Origin of the sequence: Streptomyces sp. NPDC006208 (assembly GCF_040613775.1) — a bacterium.
Taxonomy (GTDB): Bacteria; Actinomycetota; Actinomycetes; order Streptomycetales; family Streptomycetaceae; genus Streptomyces.
Genome location: NZ_JBEXSW010000063.1, coordinates 22551 through 42895 on the forward strand (window position 1 = coordinate 22551; position 20345 = coordinate 42895).

At 71.4% G+C, this 20345-nt stretch carries 17 protein-coding genes; 11 read left to right on the forward strand and 6 right to left on the reverse strand.

The genetic code is table 11. The features are described from left to right. Positions 1 to 44: 44 nt before the first annotated feature. The gene (locus tag ABZ208_RS34850; RefSeq protein WP_356913446.1) at positions 45 to 890 is read right to left on the reverse strand and encodes a (2Fe-2S)-binding protein; all 846 of its coding nucleotides are present in this window, start codon (positions 888 to 890) and stop codon (positions 45 to 47) included. Between the two features lie 148 nt (positions 891 to 1038). Between ABZ208_RS34850 and ABZ208_RS34855 the strand changes: the two genes are divergently transcribed. Further along, entirely contained in the window at positions 1039 to 1815 is a 777-nt protein-coding gene (locus ABZ208_RS34855) for a GntR family transcriptional regulator (protein WP_356913447.1), read from the forward strand. 6 nt (positions 1816 to 1821) lie between these two features. Here the strand turns inward: ABZ208_RS34855 and ABZ208_RS34860 are convergent, their stop codons facing one another. Next, entirely contained in the window at positions 1822 to 2421 is a 600-nt protein-coding gene (locus ABZ208_RS34860) for a hypothetical protein (RefSeq protein WP_356913448.1), read from the reverse strand. Positions 2422 to 2594: 173 nt separating this feature from the next. Here ABZ208_RS34860 and ABZ208_RS34865 point away from each other — a divergent pair, with 173 nt between their 5' ends. Beyond that, positions 2595 to 2954 (forward strand): hypothetical protein, encoded by a 360-nt coding sequence (locus tag ABZ208_RS34865; protein WP_356913449.1) that lies wholly within the window; start codon positions 2595 to 2597, stop codon positions 2952 to 2954. On the opposite strand, the gene ABZ208_RS34870 is transcribed toward ABZ208_RS34865, so the two are convergent. From ABZ208_RS34870 to ABZ208_RS34880, 3 genes are all read right to left on the reverse strand, one after another. Next, positions 2955 to 3476, reverse strand: a complete 522-nt coding sequence (locus tag ABZ208_RS34870) for a protein phosphatase (protein WP_356913450.1) — start codon at positions 3474 to 3476, stop codon at positions 2955 to 2957. Positions 3477 to 3489: 13 nt separating this feature from the next. Next, entirely contained in the window at positions 3490 to 4293 is an 804-nt protein-coding gene (locus tag ABZ208_RS34875) for a hypothetical protein (RefSeq protein WP_356913451.1), read from the reverse strand. A 621-nt stretch (positions 4294 to 4914) separates the two neighbouring features. After that, positions 4915 to 6621, reverse strand: a complete 1707-nt coding sequence (locus ABZ208_RS34880; RefSeq protein ID WP_356913452.1) for a PucR family transcriptional regulator ligand-binding domain-containing protein — start codon at positions 6619 to 6621, stop codon at positions 4915 to 4917. A 275-nt stretch (positions 6622 to 6896) separates the two neighbouring features. Between ABZ208_RS34880 and ABZ208_RS34885 the strand changes: the two genes are divergently transcribed. From ABZ208_RS34885 to ABZ208_RS34915, 7 genes are all read left to right on the forward strand, one after another. Continuing rightward, positions 6897 to 7787 carry a xanthine dehydrogenase family protein subunit M gene (locus ABZ208_RS34885; protein ID WP_356913453.1) on the forward strand — a complete coding sequence of 297 codons (891 nt, stop codon included), beginning with the start codon at positions 6897 to 6899 and terminating at the stop codon, positions 7785 to 7787. 2 nt (positions 7788 to 7789) lie between these two features. Continuing rightward, on the forward strand, positions 7790 to 8386 hold the full coding sequence (locus tag ABZ208_RS34890; RefSeq protein WP_356913462.1) for a (2Fe-2S)-binding protein: 597 nt from the start codon (positions 7790 to 7792) through the stop codon (positions 8384 to 8386). 2 nt (positions 8387 to 8388) lie between these two features. Continuing rightward, entirely contained in the window at positions 8389 to 10794 is a 2406-nt protein-coding gene (locus ABZ208_RS34895; RefSeq protein ID WP_356913454.1) for a molybdopterin cofactor-binding domain-containing protein, read from the forward strand. Positions 10795 to 11052: 258 nt separating this feature from the next. Beyond that, positions 11053 to 12534: an NCS2 family permease gene (locus tag ABZ208_RS34900; protein WP_356913455.1), complete on the forward strand. Its 1482-nt coding sequence runs from the start codon at positions 11053 to 11055 to the stop codon at positions 12532 to 12534. A gap of 67 nt (positions 12535 to 12601) precedes the next feature. Further along, positions 12602 to 13753 (forward strand): XdhC/CoxI family protein, encoded by a 1152-nt coding sequence (locus ABZ208_RS34905; protein WP_356913456.1) that lies wholly within the window; start codon positions 12602 to 12604, stop codon positions 13751 to 13753. 294 nt (positions 13754 to 14047) lie between these two features. Further along, a complete protein-coding gene (locus ABZ208_RS34910) occupies positions 14048 to 14674 on the forward strand; it encodes an RNA polymerase sigma factor (RefSeq protein ID WP_356913457.1) in 627 nt (208 codons plus the stop codon). Next, a complete protein-coding gene (locus ABZ208_RS34915; protein ID WP_356913458.1) occupies positions 14671 to 15435 on the forward strand; it encodes a hypothetical protein in 765 nt (254 codons plus the stop codon). The genes ABZ208_RS34910 and ABZ208_RS34915 overlap by 4 nt, the downstream gene beginning before the upstream one ends. A gap of 89 nt (positions 15436 to 15524) precedes the next feature. On the opposite strand, the gene ABZ208_RS34920 is transcribed toward ABZ208_RS34915, so the two are convergent. Then, the gene (locus ABZ208_RS34920; RefSeq protein ID WP_356913459.1) at positions 15525 to 18221 is read right to left on the reverse strand and encodes an FG-GAP-like repeat-containing protein; all 2697 of its coding nucleotides are present in this window, start codon (positions 18219 to 18221) and stop codon (positions 15525 to 15527) included. Positions 18222 to 18502: 281 nt separating this feature from the next. Here ABZ208_RS34920 and ABZ208_RS34925 point away from each other — a divergent pair, with 281 nt between their 5' ends. Continuing rightward, positions 18503 to 19903 carry a histidinol-phosphate transaminase gene (locus ABZ208_RS34925; RefSeq protein ID WP_356913460.1) on the forward strand — a complete coding sequence of 467 codons (1401 nt, stop codon included), beginning with the start codon at positions 18503 to 18505 and terminating at the stop codon, positions 19901 to 19903. A gap of 149 nt (positions 19904 to 20052) precedes the next feature. After that, the gene (locus ABZ208_RS34930; protein WP_356913461.1) at positions 20053 to 20244 is read left to right on the forward strand and encodes a DUF6381 family protein; all 192 of its coding nucleotides are present in this window, start codon (positions 20053 to 20055) and stop codon (positions 20242 to 20244) included. The last annotated feature ends 101 nt before the right edge of the window (positions 20245 to 20345 follow it).

A 20345-nucleotide genomic window follows, 5' to 3' on the forward strand; every position in this document is an offset into this window, starting at 1 on the left:
GGGTCTGCGCCCCGTGCCGCTCGATGCGGCTGTGGCCGTGCCGGTCAGTCGGACTGCTGCAGGCGCCTGACGCGCTCGGCGTCGCATGTGCGCGGGCAGGTGGCGCAGGTGTCCTCGGGGCTCAGGGTGTAGAAGAAGCAGCAGCTCGCCCGGTCGCGGGTGGGCAGCCGCTTGCCGCCCGGTCCGGTCAGCTCGCGGAATCCGGCGGAGCCGACGTACGGCCCGGTGGTACCCGGCAGGAGCTGCTCCAGCTCTGCGATCGCGCGCTGCTCCTCGCCGAGCAGGTGTGCGATGTACCACAGTCCTTCGACGACGTCGTCGGTCGCCATGCCCCACAGCGCGCGCTTCCCGCGGCGCATCCGGGGACCGAATCCGTCCAGCAGGGGCTCGATGTGCTCGGCGACGGCCGCGCGGATCTCGGCGCGCAGCGCCTCCTCGTCCGGTACGACGCGGGCGCCGGGCAGCTCGGCCGCCGGGTCACCGGGCAGGCAGGCGAATTCCCGGACCCGTACGGTCATACGCCCCAGTGCACGCTGGAAGGCGACGTCGGCGGCGGACAGCCGCGGGACCCGGCGGTGCAGGAACCACGGCACGGTGATCAGCAGGCAGGCGGGCCAGGTGTAGCGATGGAGGCCGAAGCCGGCCACGACGTCGGGGCGGGCCTGCCGGCCGTGGTCACGCAGCACCTGTGCGTTGTCCCAGGCCAGAAAGGCGTCGAGGGCGGGGCCGCCGGCGGCGAGGTCGTCCGCGCCCACCCAGCCCCCGCCGAGCGGTGGCGTCTCGCCGTCCCGCAGTTCGTCGACGCGCAGCCCGGGGAACACTTCGGTCAGTCGCGCGTAGGCGTCGCCGACGGGTGAGGTGCAGACCGGGAGCACTGCGGGAAGGGTCATGCCGGGACCACCGTATCGCGATCGTTAGCAGGTTAGCCTTACCTTACCCGATGTGATCGGTGTTTGAACTGCGCGCGCGTCCGCCTATCGTGCACATGGGGCCATACCGATGCGAGCCGGGCCCCGCCCGAGCCCGAGGAGGACCCGAGTGGAGCAGGCCCGAGCGCGCGATGCCGCCGCGACGCAGCCGTACGCGCCCGCCCGCGTCCCCCGGCAGGCGGACGCGGCCCGTCCGCACATCCCGGAGCAGGCCCGCGGCGAGCACACCCACAGCGAGCCTTCCGCGCCGCGCGCCCCGCGCCCGGTGCAGCGCCATTCGGTGCGCGGCCAGATCCTCGCGGCGCTGCGCACCGCGCTCGTCGACGGCGAGCTGACTCCCGGCGAGGTCTACTCGGCGCCGGTGCTCGGCGAGCGCTTCGGTGTCTCGGCCACGCCGGTCCGTGAGGCGATGCAGCAACTGGCCGTCGAGGGCGCGGTCGAGGTCGTCCCCAACCGGGGCTTCCGTGTCGCCCGGCGCAGCGCCCGGGAACTGGCCGAACTGGCCGAGGTCCGGGCCCTGATCGAGGTCCCGATCATGCTCCGGCTGGCGCGCACCGTCCCCGCCGCGCACTGGACGGCACTGCGCCCGCTCGCGGAGGCGACGGCCGTGGCGGCGGCGACCGGCGACCGCGCCGGCTACGCGGACACCGACCGCGCCTTCCACCACGCGGTCCTGGCCCTGGCCGGCAACCAGCAGCTGCTGACGATCGCGGACGACCTGCACCGCCGCTCCCAGTGGCCGTTGAGCGGGGCCCCCGCCATCCGGCGCGCCGATCTGGTTGCGGACGCGGCGGAACACATGGCGCTGCTGGAGGCCTTGATCGCCCAGGACCTGGTGGTGGTCCAGTCGCTGGTACGGGAGCACTTCACGGGCTCGCAGGGCTGAGGGCGGCTACCGGCCGATCGAGACCGTGCGTGCGGGCCGTCCGTCATCGGACAGGTCGATGACGTGCACCCGGCGGTCCTCGCCTTCGCCGGTGACGAGCCGTATCCGGTCGGCACCTGACCACGAGGCATCGGTCAGATGTCCGTCGGCGGCGTCACCGTTCAAGTAGGCAACCCGCCAGCGCCTTTTGGTCGGCCAGGATCCTTCGTCGACATAGACACGCCACACCGGGTCGATCATCGCGGCCCCCTCTTCCACGACCAGACGCCGGTCGGAGCGGCCGGGCGCCGCTGCGTTCAGCGTCTGCTCGCCCCCTGAACCGAACATGAGATGCACGGGCACCACGATCAACGCCACCGCGACGGCGATGAGTCCGGCCAGGAACCTGACGACGGGGTTGCGTACGGTGGTGAACACGGCGCAGATCAAGGCGGCCAGTGCCGAGCAGCCGAACAGCAGAGGGTGATGGAACAGCTGCGCCGGCAGCCGCAGTCCGCCCGACCGGGCGCACCATGCACCGATCACCTCGGTCACGACCAGGACGCCGGCGGCACCGACGAGTGCCACCGCGGTCCGTTTCCGGCGGCGGTCCGTCAGTTCTGCCATGCCTGCCCCCTGATCGCCCCAACTCCATGGTGAAGATCGGTCAGGTGTATCACGCCCCCGGTGTCAGGTCTCGGCCAGGCGCGGGCACCATTCGCTACACAAAGCTGATGCTTGGCCAAGGCTGCATTACCCTGTGCGGCCGAACAGTCAATCGGTGAGCGGGGGGCAACGCCATGAACGGGGACCAGCCGGACTCGTCCATATCCGACGAGGAATGGGCGACGTTCCAGATCGAGAGCGAGGGGCCCGCTCGGCTTGCCGCGCCCAAAGAGCCGTCCGCGCGGGCGCGGATGGTGACGGAGCGTCTGCGGCGCGCCGACGAGGAGGCCGCCAGGCAGCAAGGGAGGGCGCGACGCTGGGCCCGCCGGGGCAAGGCTCCCGTTCAGGCCGAGCCGGACGGTTGGCGGTCCTGGCCCACGTCCCAGGCGCAGAAGCGGCGCAGTCGCCTCTGGGGCCTCGTGTGGGTCGCGGTGGCGATCGGTGTCCTGTTCGTCCTCCTCAACCCGGGGCGGACGCTGGCCTGGCTCGGCTGATCAGCGCCGCTCGGGCGGCGGCTCCAGACCGGACAGCAGTGACGCGACGTCCAGTCCCGTCAACAGGTACTGCTCGAACGCCAGGTTGTGCAGCGCCCACGGCGAGCGGCGCAGCCTGACCCGGTCGATGGCTCCCGCGCCGTCGTGACCCAGCTCGACCAGCGTCTGCGCGGCCACCAGTCCGGACCGGTTGTAGCCGGAGTAGCAGCGGACGAGCACGCTGCGGCCCGTCCGTACGACATCGGCGGCGACGACCGCGAGGCCGCGGACCCGGTCGATCTCCTGCGCGGTCAGCCAGTCGTCCGGGATGGGGACGACATGGTGCTCGACGCCGTCGGCAGGACCGTGGCCTGCTCGCGTGTACAGACTGATCACGACGTCGAACTCCCGCTCCACGACGACGTCCTGGTGCCGGTGATCGGCGTCCGACCAGACATGGCCGCCCATCCACAGGCCGGTGGTGATCTCGTCCCAGCGCGACCGTGGCTCCGGGACGTCGCCCTCCCTGCGTCGGGTCTTCACGGGGTCTCCGGTGTCATGCGGCGGGTTCGGACTCGGCCGTGGGGTGCACGGAGTGCTGGGCCGGGACCGCCGGGGACAGCTGCGCGGCCAGCCACACCGGAACCCCGCCCAGCAGTCGGTACAGCCGGGCCGCCTCGGTGCGCAGCCGCGTCGCCCCCGGCTCGGGTTCGCAGTCGGCGAGGCCGGCCAGCGCGGGCGCGGTGCCGATCAGATAGCCGAGCTCCTCGCGGATGCGCAGGCACTCCTCGAAACCGTGCCGCGCCTCGGCCAACTCGCCCTCGCTCAGGGCGAGATGGGCCTGATGCTGCCAGGTGAAGGAGAGCAGCAACGGATCGTCCTGGGCCGTGGCCCCCGCGTGGGCACGCTGGTACGCGGCGCGGGCGGCCTGCGGGGCGTCGCCGATGTGTTCGGCGACCAGACCGCGCCGGAAGTCCAGCAACGGCCGGCGCGACGACGTCGGGGAGAGCAGCGCCGCCGCCCTCCCGAGCGCCGAACGGGCCTCGTCGGCCCGGTCCCTCACACCGAGCCGGGTCGCGGCGTAGGCCAGCCTGCCGCGCTCGGAAGCGGCTCCGCCGCGCTCCTCGTCGTCACGGGCGACGGCCTCCGCGGTACGCAGCGCGTCCTCCGCGTCCGCCCAGCCCTCGCCGGTGAACAGGCAGCGTTCGACGAGCAGTCCGGCCCGCTCCAGGGCGGCGGCGGGGTCCGCGGCGTGGGGCGCGAGCAGCGCCGCAGCATCGGTCCAACAGCCGCGCGAGCGCAGCCGCCATACCGCGGTCTGGAGTGGATCGTCACCTGCTGTGGTTCCGGAACCAGACATGGCGGTATGCGCCACTTGCCCTCCCCGAGCACGCCATTGAGCTGTTGAGTCAGACCGCATTTCAGCATGGACGGGCAGGCCTGACCAAGAGATCTGGTGAATCAGTTCACAATCATTCGGTCATGGGCCGGACCGTCGCTGGGCCGCTGCCCACTGGGCTGCGTGCGGGAACGGGCGTCACCAGGGAGGACGTCTTGGGATCACCCGAACGGGGCCCGCTGTCCTTCTCACGAGTGACGGTCGGAACTGCCTGAGCGGAATGGCGTGTTCTGCACCGCGGCGCTTTTGGAACCGGGGCTCCGCCCCGCCCCTCGGGAAGGGGCGGGCCCGACCGCACATCCGCGCGGGCGGCAGCTTCGCTCCGACAGACCCTGGGCGACGCGTTCGTGCCCTGTGACGCGCTCCGTCGGCCCGGAGTTCGCACAAGCGGCACCATGTCCGGACCTTTGCGTCGGCCGCTCGCCCCGCGCAGCGAGTGGGTGCCTTCCTGCGGGTGTGTTCGCGTGCGTGCCGTGGTCTGCGCGCCCGAGCGGTCGAGGGCCTGGCCGATACCGTCCGCTCGGCAACGGGCTGCGGCGCGCAGCCCGTGACCGGGTCGGCAGTGCCACGGCGGTCGAGCGGTCAGCTCATCCGCAGGGCCAGGAAGAAGTCCAGCTTGTCCTCCAGGCGTGACAGGTCGCGGCCCGTCAGCTGTTCGATGCGGCCCACGCGGTAGCGCAAGGTGTTCACGTGCAGATGCAGGCGGCTTGCGCAGCGGGTCCAGGAACCGTCGCAGTCGAGGAAGGCCTCCAGCGTCGGGATCAGTTCCGCGCGGTGACGCCGGTCGTAGTCACGCAGCGGGTCCAGCAGACGGGCCGTGAACGCGCGGCGGACGTCGTCCGGGACGAACGGGAGCAGCAGTACGTGCGAGGCCAGCTCGTGGTGGCCGGCCGCGCAGACCCGGCCCGCGCGGGCCGCGGCCACGCGGCGGGCGTGGCGGGCCTCCTCCAGCGCGCCGCGCAGGCCCTCCGCCGAGTGCACGGCGGCGCTGACGCCCAAGGTGAGGCGGCCGTCGTCGGCGAGGCCCGCGGAGAGCGGGGCACGCACGGACTCCAGCAGTGCGTCTGCATGCAGCCCGGCCTCCGACGCGGCACTCTCCGGGTCCGGCTCCGCGTCCGCGTCCGCGGTCAGCCCGAGGCCGGCGGCCGGCAGCGGTACCAGGGCGATCGCCTCGTCGCCGGTGTGGGCCACGGCGATCCGGTCCGCCGAGTCGGCGCCGGCCGCCGACGGTTCGACCAGGATCTCCTCCAGCAGCGACTGGGCCACCGGGCCGGACTCGATGGCCGAGTCGGCGCCCCAGTCGACCCGGGCCACCACGACCTGCCAGTGCGGTGCGGCTCCCAGGCCCGGCAGCAGGACGGGTGCCGCCACCCGCAGGCGGGCCGCGATCTCGGCGGGCGCCGCGCCCGCCTGGACCAGCTCCAGGACCTCCTGGGCGAGCCGGCGCCGTACCGTGCGTGCCGCATCGCGCCGGTCCCGTTCCACCGCGATCAGCTGGGTGACGCCCTGCAGCAGGTCGAGCCGGGCGGCGGGCCAGTCACCCGCGTCCGCCTCGACCGCGAGCAGCCAGTCCGACAGGACCGTCTCCCGCACATCGCGGGCGGCCGGGGCCGCACCGCGCCCGGTGTTCCGGATCGGGAACAGCGAGTACGTCACTCCGCCGACCACCGCCCGGTGCGGCGCCCGCCGGCCGGTGCGTACGGCGGCCAGGTGCTCCCCCGCAAGAGCGGCGCCCACCTCGCTCGCAAGTGCATCACCGGCGCTCGCGATCTGGCGCCCGGTGGGGGAGAGGACCCAGGCCCGCAGATCGAGGTCGGAGCCGAGCAGATCCAGCACCGCGTCGGGGCCGCCGCCCGCCGGACCGGAGGTCATCAGCCTTCTGTGGCGGTCCACAACAGCAGCAAGATCGCCGGCCCGTTCCCCGGAGACCTGCCGTACGACATACTCTGTGATCGTCGCGAATGCAACGGATTCATTCACTGCGAACAACGGCAACCGGTGGCGCAAACATGCCTCGACGAGATCATCGGGAATGTCGCCGAGCTCCGCCTCGCCCGCCGCGAGCCCGGCGACCTGCGCGCCCGCGAGGATGCGGACGAACGGCTCCGAGTCCTCGGGCGAGCGCCGCCAGGCGAGCCCTGTCAGCACCAGTTCGCCGCCCGAGAGGTACCTGCTGGGGTCCCGCAGGTCCGTGGTCATCACGCCGCGCACGCCGCGGTCGAGCTCGTCCTCGCCGCCCAGCAGCCGCAGGCCCAGCGCATCGGTCTCCAGCAGTGCGCGAAGCCGCATCTCGTCGCCGCCGATCTGTCTCGTTGTTGCCGGTGACCTCTGGCCACCGTTTCCAGGGGAAAACGGTGAGGTTGCCGATCCTCGCCTTTCGTTCGAATCTACAAGACATGGGTGTGGCCCAGCCAACTCCTTCATGTTTTCGGTGACTGCACCGGACCGGTCACGCCTTGTGTACTGGCTCCACACCGCGTTAACAGGACATGAACACCATGTCGAGGGCCGGCCGTCCCGGGCCCGGGTGACGAACGACCCCGATTACTAGAAGAGAGCCACTCATGGACTTCCTTCGCCCCGCCAGCTGGGAGGAGGCGCTCGCCGCGAAGGCCGAGCACCCCACCGCAGTCCCCCTCGCGGGTGGCACCGATGTGATGGTCGAGATCAACTTCGACCACCGCCGGCCCGAGTACCTCATGGACCTGAACCGCATCGGTGAGCTGACCGAGTGGGAGGTCGGTGGCGAGCACGTCCGGCTCGGTGCCTCCGTCCCGTACTCCCAGATCATGGAGCACCTGCGCACGGAGCTCCCCGGTCTGGCCCTGGCCTCGCACACCGTGGCCTCCCCGCAGATCCGCAACCGCGGCGGCGTCGGCGGCAACCTCGGCACCGCGTCCCCGGCCGGCGATGCCCACCCGGCGCTTCTCGCCGCGGGCGCCGAGGTCGAGGCCGAGTCGGTGCGCGGCAGCCGCCTCATCCCGATCGACGAGTTCTACACGGGCGTGAAGCGCAACGCGCTCGCCCCCGACGAGCTCATCCGGGCCGTCCGCATCAAGAAGGCCGACGGACCGCAGCAGTACTCGAAGGTCGGCACCCGCAACGCCATGGTGATCGCGGTGTGCGCCTTCGGTCTGGCGCTGCACCCCGAGACCCGCACCGTGCGTACCGGCATCGGCTCGGCCGCCCCGACGCCGGTCCGGGCGAAGGCCGCCGAGGACTTTCTGAACGCCGCGCTCGAAGAAGGCGGATTCTGGAAGAGCGGGAACATCATCACCCCGTCGATCGCCAAGCAGTTCGCGCAGCTCGCCTCCGCCGCCTGCAACCCGATCGACGACGTGCGTGGCACCGCCAAGTACCGCCGCCACGCGGTCGGCATCATGGCCCGCCGCACGCTGGGCTGGACCTGGGAGCAGTACCGCGGCACCGCCCGCACGCTTGAAGGAGCTGCATGACCATGCGCGTGAATTTCACCGTCAACGGGCGCCGGCAGGAAGCGGACGACGTCTGGGAGGGCGAGAGCCTGCTGTACGTGCTGCGTGAGCGGCTGGGACTGCCCGGCTCCAAGAACGCGTGCGAGCAGGGCGAGTGCGGTTCCTGCACGGTCCGCCTGGACGGCGTGCCGGTCTGTTCCTGCCTCGTCGCCGCAGGCCAGGTGGAGGGCCGTGAGGTCGTCACCGTCGAGGGCCTGGCCGACTTCGCCGGGCAGCGCGACGCCGAGCACGGTTCCTGCGGGACAGGGGCCTGCGGCACCTCCCTCCAGGACGCCCGGCTGTGGTCCGCCAAGGGCACGGACTCGCAGACCGGCGAAGGCACCGAGCTGGCCCCGATCCAGCAGGCGTTCATCGACGCCGGCGCCGTCCAGTGCGGCTTCTGCACCCCCGGCCTGCTGGTTGCCGCGGACGAGCTGCTCGAGCGCAACGCCGAGCCCTCCGACGCGGACATCCGCGAGGCCCTGTCCGGCAACCTCTGCCGCTGTACCGGCTACGAGAAGATCCTGGACGCGGTCCGCCTCGCGGCTGCCCGCCAGGAGCGTCAGGAAGAGGCGGTCTGACGATGGCGCTGAATCCACGGGCCGCCACCGCTCCGGCCGGCACCCCCACCAACATCTCCCAGGGTTCGCAGACCAAGGGCGGCATCGGCGAGTCGACACTGCGCCCCGACGGCACCCTGAAGGTCACCGGCGAGTTCGCGTACTCCTCCGACATGTGGCACGAGGACATGCTGTGGGGCCACACCCTGCGCAGCACCGTCGCGCACGCCGAGATCCGGTCGATCGACATCTCCGAGGCCGTCGCGATGCCCGGCGTGTACGCCGTGCTGACCTATGACGACCTGCCCACCGAGGTGAAGAACTACGGCCTGGAGATCCAGGACACCCCGGTCCTCGCCCACGGCAAGGTCCGCCACCACGGCGAGCCGGTGGCCCTGGTCGCCGCCGACCACCCGGAGACCGCGCGCCGCGCCGCAGCCAAGATCAAGATCGACTATGCCGAGCTGCCGGTGATCACGGACGAGGCGTCCGCGACCGCGCCCGGCGCTGTCCTGGTCCACGAGGGCCGCGACGACCACCACATCGGCCACGTCCCGCACCCGAACATCGTCCACCGCCAGCCGATCGTCCGCGGCAACGCCGACGAGGCCGCCCGGCGGGCCGATGTGATCGTCAGGGGCGAGTACACCTTCGGTATGCAGGACCAGGCCTTCCTCGGCCCGGAGTCCGGCCTCGCGGTCCCCTCCGAGGACGGCGGTGTCGAGCTGTACGTCGCCACCCAGTGGCTGCATTCCGACCTCCGCCAGATCGCCCCCGTACTCGGCCTGCCCGAGGACAAGGTGCGCATGACGCTCTCCGGCGTCGGTGGGGCGTTCGGCGGCCGCGAGGACCTGTCGATGCAGATCCACGGCTGCCTGCTGGCACTGCACACCGGCAAGCCCGTCAAGATCGTCTACAACCGGTTCGAGTCCTTCTTCGGGCACGTCCACCGGCACCCGGCGAAGCTCTACTACGAGCACGGTGCCACCAAGGACGGCAAGCTCACGCACATGAAGTGCCGGATCGTCCTGGACGGCGGCGCCTACGCCTCCGCCTCCCCGGCGGTCGTCGGCAACGCCTCGTCCCTGAGCGTCGGCCCGTACGTCCTCGACGACGTCGACATCGAGGCGATCGCGCTCTACACCAACAACCCTCCCTGTGGCGCCATGCGCGGCTTCGGCGCGGTGCAGGCGTGCTTCGCCTACGAGGCCCAGATGGACAAGCTCGCGGCGAAGCTGGGCCTGGACCCGGTGGAGTTCCGGCAGCTCAACGCCATGGAACAGGGCACGATCATGCCGACCGGTCAGCCGGTCGACTCGCCGGCCCCCGTCGCCGAGCTGCTGCGCCGCGTCAAGTCCCGCCCGCTGCCGCCGGAGCGCCAGTGGGAGACCACCGAAGGCGCCGACGTCCGAGCGCTGCCCGGCGGTCTGTCGAACACCACGCACGGCGAGGGCGTCGTACGAGGAGTCGGGTACGCGGTCGGCATCAAGAACGTCGGATTCTCCGAGGGCTTCGACGACTACTCCACCGCCCGCGTACGGATGGAGGTCATCGCCGGCGAGCCGGTCGTGACCGTCCACACCGCGATGGCGGAGGTCGGCCAGGGCGGCGTCACCGTCCACGCGCAGATCGCCCGCACCGAGCTCGGCGTCACCCAGGTGACCATCCAGCCGGCCGACACCCAGGTCGGCTCGGCAGGGTCCACCTCCGCGTCCCGCCAGACCTATGTCACCGGCGGCGCGGTCAAGAACTCCTGCGAGGCCGTACGCGAGAAGGTCCTCGAGATCGGGCGGCGCAGGTTCGGCTCGTACCACCCCGCCTGGGCCACCGCCGAGCTGCTGCTCGAAGGCGGCAAGGTCGTCACCGACGGCGGCGAGGTACTCGCCGACCTGGTGGACGTCCTGGAGGGCGAGGCGGTCGACATCGAGCTCGAGTGGCGCCACCGCCCCACCGAGGCCTTCGACCTCCGCACCGGCCAGGGCAACGGCCATGTCCAGTACTCGTTCGCCGCGCACCGCGCGGTGGTCGAGGTGGACACGGAGCTCGGACTGGTGAAGGTCATCGAGCTGGCCTGCGCACAGGACGTCGGCAAGGCGCTCAACCCGCTGTCCGTCGTCGGCCAGATCCAGGGTGGCACCACCCAGGGCCTGGGCGTCGCGGTCATGGAGGAGATCATCGTCGACCCGAAGACCGCGAAGGTGCGCAACCCCTCCTTCACGGACTATCTGATCCCCACGATCCTCGACACGCCGACCATCCCCGTCGACGTGCTCGAGCTGGCCGATGAGCACGCGCCGTACGGACTGCGTGGCATCGGCGAGGCCCCGACCCTGTCCTCGACCCCGGCCGTCCTCGCGGCGATCCGGAACGCGACGGGGCTGGAGCTCAACCGGACGCCGGTGCGCCCCGAGCACCTCACCGGCACCTGACCCCCCAGAACTCCCCGGGCGGTGCGTGCCATGCCTCCAAGGAACGTCACACTTCCCCGCCTGTCCGCATCGCCCGGGGACACCAAGTGCCGCACCGCTCGCGGCCACGCATCACCGAGCAGTAGGAGCAGTACGAGCAGTACCCCGCAGTTCCAGTTCGTCTCGGGCCGTCCCCCGGGTCGTGCGCCAAGCACCATCCCAAATCCCGCCGCCGAACGAGTGCGGTGGGTGCCCCTGTGAACCTTGGGAGTAGGCACCATGACCCAGCAGTCCACTGAGCCGAGGACGACGGCGGAGGAAGCCGGCGCGGGAACGCGCCAGCCCGCCGGCCGCTCCTGGCTCGACCGGTACTTCCACATAACCCAGAGAGGGTCGACTCTCGGCCGGGAGGTGCGTGGCGGCATCACCACCTTCATGGCGATGGCGTACATCATCCTTCTCAACCCGGTGATCCTGTCGGTGCCCGATGTGGCCGGCAACCGCCTCGACGGTGGTCAGCTGACCACCGCGACCGCCTTCGCCGCCGCCGCAACCACCATCGTGATGGGTCTCATCGGCAATGTGCCGCTGGCCCTCGCCGCGGGACTGAGTGTCTCCGCCGTCATGGCATTCCAGGTCGCGCCCGAGATGACCTGGGAAAACGCGATGGGTATGTGCGTCATCTACGGTGCCGTGATCGTCCTGCTGGTCGTCACCGGCCTGCGTGAACTGATCATGAACGCCATCCCCCTGGCCCTGAAGCACGCCATCACCATGGGGATCGGCCTGTTCGTCTGCTTCATCGGCCTGGTCCAGGCCGGCTTCGTCACCTCCATGCCCGGTGAGGGCGGTGTCGCCGGCGCCAAGCCCATCCAGCTCGGCACCAGCGACATGCTCACCGGCTGGCCGGTGCTGTGCTTCGCCGTCACCGTGATGCTGATCTTCCTGCTCCAGGTCCGCAAGGTCCCCGGCGCGATCCTCATCGGCATCCTCGGCGGCACCCTGTTCGCCGCCGGTGTCCACCAGTTCGCCGGGCTGGACAAGGCCGCCTGGGGCGGACTGAACGCCCCCGAGATCACCGGTTCCATCGTGAGCACCCCGGACTTCGGCCTGTTCGGCAACGTCTCCTTCTCCGGCATGGGCGAAGTCGGCGGGATCACCGTCGGAGTCATCGTCTTCACCCTGGTGCTGGCCGGCTTCTTCGACGCCATGGGCACCATCATCGGAATCGGCCAGCAGGCGGGCCTCGCCGACGACAAGGGCCGGATGCCCGGCCTGAACAAGGCTCTGGCCATCGACGGCGCGGGCGGTGCGATCGGCGGTGTGGCCGGCGCGTCGGGGCAGACGGTGTTCGTCGAGTCCACCGCGGGTGTCGGGGACGGAGCCCGTACCGGCCTCGCCAGCCTGATCACCGGACTCGCCTTCACGCTCTGTCTGTTCTTCACCCCGCTGGCCCAGGTCATCCCCACCCAGGTTGCGGCGGCGGCACTGGTCGTGATCGGTTCGATGATGCTGACGAACGCCAAGCACATCGACTGGAACGACTCGGCGACGGCGATCCCGGTGTTCCTGACCACCGTGCTGATGCCCTTCACCTACTCCATCACCGCGGGTATTGCGGCCGGTGTCATCGCCCATGTACTGATCAAGGCGGTCCAGGGCAAGACACGTGACGTCGGCTGGCTGATGTGGGTCCTCGCCGTCGTCTTCCTCGCCTACTTCGCACTGCACCCCATCGAGGGCTGGCTGGGAGTCAAGTAGCGCCCCGCAGGAGAACCCGCCGCTTTCCCCACACCTTCACTCCCATTGACACCCAAGGAGAGCGAACATGCTGGACATCGCCGAAGAGCTGAACCGGTGGGTCGAGCAGGGCCGTTCGTTCGCCGTCGCCACCGTGGTGGCCGTCGGCGGCAGCGCGCCCCGGCAGCCGGGGGCCGCTCTCGCCGTCGACAGCGAGGGCACGGCCATCGGCTCGGTCTCCGGAGGGTGTGTGGAAGGCGCGGTGTACGACTTGTGCCGACAGGCGCTCGAGGACGGCGAGACCGTCCTCGAGCGCTTCGGATACAGCGACGAGGACGCCTTCGCCGTGGGCCTGACCTGCGGCGGCATCATCGACATCCTGGTCACCCCGGTGCGCGTGGACGCTCCCGCCAGGGCTGTGTTCGGGGACGCGCTCTCCGCCGCCGCCCAGGGACGGGCGGCGGCGGTCGCGCGGATCACCGACGGGCCGGCCGACCTCGCGGGCCGCGCCCTGCTCGTACGCCCCGACGGCACCTACGAGGGCTCGCTCGGCGGCCACCCCGAGCTGGACCGCACCGCGGCGGGCGAGGCCCGCGCACTGCTGGACGCGGGACGTACCGGCACGGCCGTCATCGGCGAGGCCGGCAGCCGCTGCGGACAGCCGCTGACGCTGTTCGTCGAGTCGAGCGTCCCCGCCCCGCGCATGATCGTCTTCGGTGCGATCGACTTCGCTTCGGCGCTGGTCCGGGTCGGCAAATTCCTCGGCTATCACGTCACGGTCTGCGACGCGCGGCCCGTCTTCGCTACGAGGATCCGCTTCCCGGACGCGGACGAGATCGTCGTCGACTGGCCGCACCGCTATCTGGAGTCGACCGAGGTCGATGCCCGCAGCGTGCTGTGCGTGCTGACCCATGACGCGAAGTTCGACGTACCGCTGCTGCAACGGGCGTTGCGGCTCCCGGTCGCCTACGTCGGGGCGATGGGCTCGCGCCGCACCCACGAGGACCGCAACAGGAGACTGCGCGACGTGGGCGTCACCGAACTCGAACTTGCCCGGCTGCGCTCCCCGATCGGCCTCGACCTCGGTGCGCGTACACCGGAGGAGACGGCGCTGTCCATCGGCGCGGAGATCGTCGCGGGCCGCCGCGGCGGGAGCGGTGTCTCGCTCACGGGTGCGCACACACCGATCCACCACGACGCACCTGCCCGGCCGGTGGGGCGTATCGGGTCCGTGGCCTGACCGGACGGGCCCGTACGGCGCGCCGATCGGCGCGCAACGTCTCGGCGAAGGACCCCGCAGCGCTGCTGCGGGGTCCTTGCACCTACCGGGCGGAGTGCGCTCCTGCGCGGCCGCTGGACGGTGGCGCGACCGTCGGCCGGGGCGCCGAGGACCCTGCCCGGCCGAGGCCACGTCGGAGCCGTCCGGTCCCGCGCCGAGCCTGACAGGTGTGACGTTTCCTTCAGTGCTGACGCTGATCTTGAAGGGGGAGAAACCGGCACGGGTGCGCAGCGCCCGCACGACGAAGAGGATCACGTGGTCAAGGGGGGCGGGGGCCGACCTGCGCAGACGTCCGACGCCGAGCTCGGTGACGCGGTCGCTCGCGCCCAGAAGGGCGACGAAGCCGCCTTTGCCGCGGCCTACCGGATCGTCCACCCCCCGCTCCTCGGATTCCTGCGCGGGCTGGTCGGTGACGACGCAGAGGACGTGGCATCCGACGCCTGGCTGGAAATCGCTCGTGATCTGGGACGGTTCCGGGGCGACGGAGCGGGCTTTCGGGCCTGGACGGCGAGCATCGCGCGCAACCGGGCCATCGACCATCTGCGCCGTCTGAAGAGCCGCCCGCGTGCAACCCTGCTCGAAAGCGACCTCGCCGAACGGCCTGGGCGCGTGGACACCGCCGGCGAGGCCTTCGAGGTCATCTCCACCCAGCAGGCCCTTGCCCTGATCTCGGCGCTGCCCCGCGGGCAGGCGGAGGCGGTGCTGCTCCAGACGGTCATCGGTCTCGACGGACCGGCCGCGGCACGCGTCCTCGGCAAGCGGCCCGGGGCGGTGCGGTCGGCGGCGCACCGCGGGCTGAGGCGTTTGGCGAAGAGCCTGGAAGCCCTGGAGCCGAGACGTGTGACGGATTCGGACTCTCGTGCGCTGGAACGTGAGAGATGAACGAGAACCATCGATCGGGAGACCCGGTGGAATCCGGCGCCGAGCCGCAGCCGTATGCGCGGGGACGCACGAGGCAGCCGTCGCTCGACGAGCTGCTGTCTGCCGCTGCCCGCCCGGCAGCCGTCGCACCGGCGGCCGAGGAGCACGCGGTGGCAGCCTTCCGCGCGGCTCGCGACACGGGCGCGCTCAGCAGGCCCACCAGGCGCGGTGACGACTGGCGCCCGTGCACGCCACGGCGACGGTTCACCTGGGCGAAGATCGGCGCAGGCACACTCGTCGGAGGCGTCGTGCTGGGCGGCGTGGCCATGGCGGGCGGAGTGATCCCGGCGCCCTTCGACGAGCCCGAGGGGGGACGGCGCCCGGCACCCTCCACCACGCCCGGTCCCGCACAACACAGGCCCGGTCCCGCACAACCGCCGACGAGTGCACCGCCGTCGGGCCCGGCGGCGCCGAACGGCCCGGCGGACAGGGGCACTCGGGGCGAACGGCCGCCGACGGCCGCGGAGCGGCGCGCGCACTGTCAGGCATACGGGACCCAGCAGAGGCGCGGCACCGCGAAGGACGGCGGACTGCAACAGCGCCTGGAGGCGGAAGCGGGCGGGGGGCCCGAGACGGTGGCCGCATACTGCGCCCGGCTGCTGGACCGGCAGCCGCCGGTGGAGGTGCCGAAGCCGGTCAAGTCCGGGCCGGTGAAAGGCAGTAAGGCCGCTGCCCCGTCCGACGGCCCGGACGCGGCCGGCGAAGAACCAAGAGCGGACTGAGAGCGCCCCTTCACACGCGGAACGGGCTGCACAACACGACGGAGCCGGCCGGCCGTATCGGCCGACCGGCTCCGCTTCGTGCTTCCGGCTTACGGGGTCAGCACCGAGCCGATGCGCACACCGGCCGGGGCGCCGAGCGCCGTGGTGCCGTAGTACACCCCGGAGCCGGCCACGATGCCGCTGCTGCCGCTGTTGTCGATCTGCAGGACCGTGCCGTTGTTCGCGTCCTCGCCGTCGGCACCGATCGCGAGGTCGGCCCTGACGAACCCGGACAGATCGGCCAGCGTGACGGACGAGCCGAGACGGTCGTTCGCCTCCGTCGAGCCCGGCACGCCCGTGGTGTCCTGGCTGTAGGCGGCCGAGCCGGTGCCCGTGGGACCCGTCGACGAGCCGCGCAGCAGCAGCACTTGACCGGCGTTGGTCTGCGAGACACCGCTGCGGGTGATGTCCTCGCCGGGCAGGCCCGTGAGGATGTCGTCGTAGCCGTCGAGGTTCGCGTCGCCGACCGACACGGACGCGCCCATGTCGTCGCCGGTCTCGCCGGTGCCCGGCACACTCGTGGTGTCCTGGCCGATCGACTTGCGGCCGGTCGAGGTCAGTCCGGTGGACGAGCCGAACACCGCAGTGACCGCACCGCCCTTGAGGGTGTGACCGGACTCCGTGGGACTCGGCTGGCCGACGGCGAGGTCGGCGTACCCGTCACCGTTCAGGTCGCCCGAAGCGAGCGAACGGCCGCCGCGCGCGTCGAGGATCCCGACCCGCTGCAGTCCGGACGCGGACCCCTTGAGCCACAGCAGCCGGCCGGCGCCGCCCGGATCGCGGAAGGAGACCGCCGCGTCGGCGTACCCGTCCTTGTTGAAGTCGCCTGCCGCGGCGCTCGCGTGGGCGACGGCACCGGTGTAGGCGGCCGAGCCGAGGTTCCCCGACCTGGCGGCCCCGGTCGCGCCGTCGAACGACCACCAGCGGCCCGGCTTGCCCGGTGCCACGGAGAAGACGTCGGACCTCCCGTCGGCGTTGAAGTCGCCGGTGGCCACGGTGGTGCCGAGCTTCTCGCCCGCGGTGCGCGTGGTCGCGTTGGTCCAGTACGACGTGCCGGTGTTGAGGGCGGGACCGTACATCACCGTCACCTGTCCGGTGTCGGTCTGGGCGCTGGTGCCGTTCTCGCCGGGAGCGCCGACGAGCAGGTCCGCGGCGCCGTCGCCGTTGACGTCGCCCCAGGCGCTGTCGGTGCCGAACTGGTCGCCGGCCTCCGAGCCGCCGGGCACACCGGGGCTGTTCTGGTTGAAGGTCTTCCTCGCCGCGGAGGTGGGACCGTCCGATCCGCCCGGCAGCACAGTGACGCTGCCGTCGCTGCTCGCGACCCGCGGCAGGCCCACGACCAGGTCGGGGACGCCGTCCCGGTTGAAGTCGGCTGTCGGGACGGCGGAGTTGCGGCCGGCGCTCGCCGCGAAGTCGCGGATCGCAGGCAGCTTCGCGTAGAGGTTGGTGCCCGGGCACGCGGTGGCGAAGGCGTCGCGGTGGCCGGAGATCACGTTCATGGTGGCCTGCTGGCCCTTGGCGTAGACGCCTGTGCTCTCGACGGCGGTGAGGGTCACCTTGCCCTTCGGGTTGCCGCCGTACTGGCCCAGCTTCCAGGCGGCGACACGGGCCGCCGACTGCAGCGCCGCGTTGGTCGGCCGGCCGGCCGGCTTGCCTGCGGCCGAGTCGCCATGGAAGTCGCCGAGCAGGGCGATGCCGGTGGAGTAGCTGTTGAAGCCGTAGGTGTGTGCGCCCTTGACCGGCAGGTCGGTGCCACCGGCCCGGCCCTCGAAGATCCGGCCGCACTTGTCGACCAGGAAGTTGTAGCCGAGGTCGTTCCAGTCCTCGGTCTGGACGTGGTACGTCATGATGCCGCGGACCAGGGCGGCGGACTCGGCGCAGCTGTAGTTGTTCGAGCCGACGGTGTGGTGGATGTAGACCGCCTGCACCTTGTCGATGTACTCGGCGGGGTCCTCGACCAGCGACTCGTCGGCGCCCCACTGAGCGCGGGGGACGATCGGCGGCTGACGCACCGTCGACGGCGGTGCGGTCGGCTTGGTGGGTGTGGGGCTGGGTGTCGCCGTGTCGGTGGGGGTCGCGGTGTCCGTCGGCGCCATCGTCTCGGTCGGCGTCGGCGTTACGGGATCAGTCGGCGTTACGGGATCGGTCGGCGCGGCCGTGTCGGTGGGCGACGGTTCTGCCGTGTTCGTAGGGGAGTCCGTGGGGGAGGGGCTCAGGCTCTCGGCCACGGTGAACGCGGCCGGATCCATCGGCGCAGCCGCCGGGTTCTTCGCCTCGGCCTTGCTCACGCCGGGGTCGACCATGTGCAGCTTCAGGTTCTTCGGCAGCGTCCTGTGCCCGTCGACCCGTACCTGCACCGCGGTGGAGGGCCCGACCCACAGCGGATCGGAGGCCCCGTGCCCGGTGCCCTCGGGGGTGTCCGGCCCGTGCGCGTCCAGCTCGAGCGGCTGCCAGCCGGACCACTTGCCGGTCACGGCGTCCCGCGTGCGCACCTCGGCCGTGCCGTCGACCTTGGCGGCGCCGTCCCATCCGATGCCGACGAGCGAGAAGGGCGCGGTGCCGGTGGCCGGCAGCTCGCGTTCCTTCGCACCGCCCTTGGCGAGCTGGAGTGTGCGCAGCTTGGCGGCCCGCTCCTGAAGCCGATGGGGTTTCTTGACCGGTTCCGACGGGTTGGCCGTGGCGATGGTGACGATCCCCGCCCCGCCGAGGACGACGGCGCCCAGCGTCAGCCAGGCTCGGCGTCTCATGCTCAAGGGTCGGTACGCGTGCGACGTACGCGGGCTCAAGTGCCCCACCTCTCAGAGAAGTATCTGTGTGGCACACCCATTTCTTGGACGTCCCGCAGTACCCAGCGCACCGGTGGTCACAAGCATCACGGGGAGACGAGGGAATGTGAGCCAGATCACGAGCTTTTCACGGCCGGTGCGGGCTGCCCGGCGCCCGTGCCCCTTGAACACCGGACCTGCCCCATCCGTATCTCAGGGGGGCCCGACTCATCGCGGGCCGTTCCAGGCAGGGGAGGCATGTCTTGGCCGGCAGCAATGTCACCGCACTTTTCCGCAGTTCAACCGCGCACAGCCCGTCCTACTTCACGCTCAACCGGGCAGGCGGCGGCGCGGCCGGCGAGATCGTGGACTTCTGCATCCCCTGCAACCCGTACTTCCCCACCCCTGCCATGTTCGAGCGGCTGGGCGACAGCCTTCGTGACATCCTCACCTACTACCCGAGCAGCGCCGACACGATCACCGCCGAGCTGTGCCAGGTCCTCGGACTCAACCCGCAGACCGTCGCGATGGGCAACGGCTCCACCGAACTCATCACCTGGATCGACCACTTGCTGGTCCGCGAATCCCTCGCCGTACCCGTGCCCACGTTCGGCCGCTGGACCGACCAGCCGATGGAGACGGGCAAGCGGGTGGACATGCTTCTCCTTCCCGAAGCGCGCGGCTTCGAGCTCGACCCGCAGTCCTTCGTCCAGTTCATCCGCACCCGCGGCTCCCGCGCCGCCGTCATCTGCAACCCCAACAACCCGGACGGCGGACTCCTCACCAAGCAGCAGGTGCTCTCGCTCGTCGACTCGCTCCAGGACCTGGACCTGGTCGTCGTCGACGAGTCCTTCCTCGAGTTCGCCGATGCCGACCAGGACCCGAGCATCGTGGCGGAAGCGGTGCTGCGGACGAATGTGATCGTGCTGCGCAGCCTGGGCAAGAACTTCGGCCTGCACGGCGTGCGCTTCGGCTATCTCGTCTCCAACCCGCAGCTCGCGGGCAGAGTGCGGGCCGCCCTGCCCAAGTGGAACCTCAACTCCTTCGCCGAGACCGTGGTGTTCATGCTCAAGGAGCACCGCCAGGAGTACGCCGAGAGTCTGCAGCAGGTGCGCCGCGACCGGCAGGAGATGATGTGGCGGCTGTCCCAGCTGCCGGGCCTGACGGTTTATCCCTCCCAGGGCAACTTCGTGTACGTCCGGCTGCCCGAGGGCGCCGACGGGTCGATCCTGCGCGACCGACTGCTCGCCGAACACGGCGTCCTGATCCGCGAATGCGGCAACAAGATCGGCAGCTCCAGCCGCTTCGTACGCCTGGTCGTGCGCCCCGAACAGGATGTGATGCGTCTGATGTCCGCGATGGAACAGGTCCTCTACGGCCAGCGGATCCCGGCCCCCGCCCCCGCTCCGGCACCCGAGCCCCTCGCTCCGATGCTCGCCCAGGTCGCCCCTGCCCGGCCGCAGCCGCAGCCCCAGCCACAGCCGCAGCCCGTGATGGCGGCCGCGGGTGCGCTCCCCCCGATGCTCGCCCTGGCCCAGCAGCCGGTCGCCGCCCGCGGCCTCGCGCCGGCCCCGGCGCCGATGACGGCCGCCGCCGCGAGAGCCATGACGGCGGGCTACACCTCGGGCACGCCGGCGGTCGACCGCCTCGTCTCCCAGGGATAGGGCACAGCGGGTCGGCCTCTCCCTCGCCCTGCCTCCGAGGACCCTATTTGACCTGCGCTGATCGCGCTGCGCGACGACTCGGGATGCGCACCCGCGAGGCCGCTGGTTCGCTGAAGGGGCCCGCTCATCCCGACGTCCGAGGAGTGACCATGAGCGTTTCAGGCGAGTCCGGCGGCCGCGCCCGGCAGATGCGTCAAAAGGCCGAGGAACTGAAGCAGGCTGCGGAACGTGCGACCGATCCGGAGGAGCGTCAGCGCCTCCAGGACAAGGCCCGCAGGCTCAAGGAGCAGAGCGAGCAGGAGAGCGCCATGAGGGCGGGGGACATCTACCCCCAGGAGTAGCCCCTCCCCGGAACGCACCCGGCCGGTGGCCGCCCGCGACACGCGGCGACGACGACGTACTGCGCGCCGTGATCAACGAGTCGGCCCCGCTGCCCGCCGAC

Excerpts from the sequence above, each read along its gene's own strand:
- ABZ208_RS34850 (WP_356913446.1), bottom strand. The coding sequence starts at position 890 with ATGACCCTTCCCGCAGTGCTCCCGGTCTGCACCTCACCCGTCGGCGAC.
- ABZ208_RS34860 (WP_356913448.1), bottom strand. The coding sequence starts at position 2,421 with ATGGCAGAACTGACGGACCGCCGCCGGAAACGGACCGCGGTGGCACTC.
- ABZ208_RS34865 (WP_356913449.1), top strand. The coding sequence starts at position 2,595 with ATGAACGGGGACCAGCCGGACTCGTCCATATCCGACGAGGAATGGGCG.
- ABZ208_RS34875 (WP_356913451.1), bottom strand. The coding sequence starts at position 4,293 with ATGTCTGGTTCCGGAACCACAGCAGGTGACGATCCACTCCAGACCGCG.
- ABZ208_RS34880 (WP_356913452.1), bottom strand. The coding sequence starts at position 6,621 with ATGCGGCTTCGCGCACTGCTGGAGACCGATGCGCTGGGCCTGCGGCTG.
- ABZ208_RS34885 (WP_356913453.1), top strand. The coding sequence starts at position 6,897 with ATGGACTTCCTTCGCCCCGCCAGCTGGGAGGAGGCGCTCGCCGCGAAG.
- ABZ208_RS34890 (WP_356913462.1), top strand. The coding sequence starts at position 7,790 with ATGCGCGTGAATTTCACCGTCAACGGGCGCCGGCAGGAAGCGGACGAC.
- ABZ208_RS34895 (WP_356913454.1), top strand. The coding sequence starts at position 8,389 with ATGGCGCTGAATCCACGGGCCGCCACCGCTCCGGCCGGCACCCCCACC.
- ABZ208_RS34900 (WP_356913455.1), top strand. The coding sequence starts at position 11,053 with ATGACCCAGCAGTCCACTGAGCCGAGGACGACGGCGGAGGAAGCCGGC.
- ABZ208_RS34905 (WP_356913456.1), top strand. The coding sequence starts at position 12,602 with ATGCTGGACATCGCCGAAGAGCTGAACCGGTGGGTCGAGCAGGGCCGT.
- ABZ208_RS34915 (WP_356913458.1), top strand. The coding sequence starts at position 14,671 with ATGAACGAGAACCATCGATCGGGAGACCCGGTGGAATCCGGCGCCGAG.
- ABZ208_RS34920 (WP_356913459.1), bottom strand. The coding sequence starts at position 18,221 with ATGAGACGCCGAGCCTGGCTGACGCTGGGCGCCGTCGTCCTCGGCGGG.
- ABZ208_RS34930 (WP_356913461.1), top strand. The coding sequence starts at position 20,053 with ATGAGCGTTTCAGGCGAGTCCGGCGGCCGCGCCCGGCAGATGCGTCAA.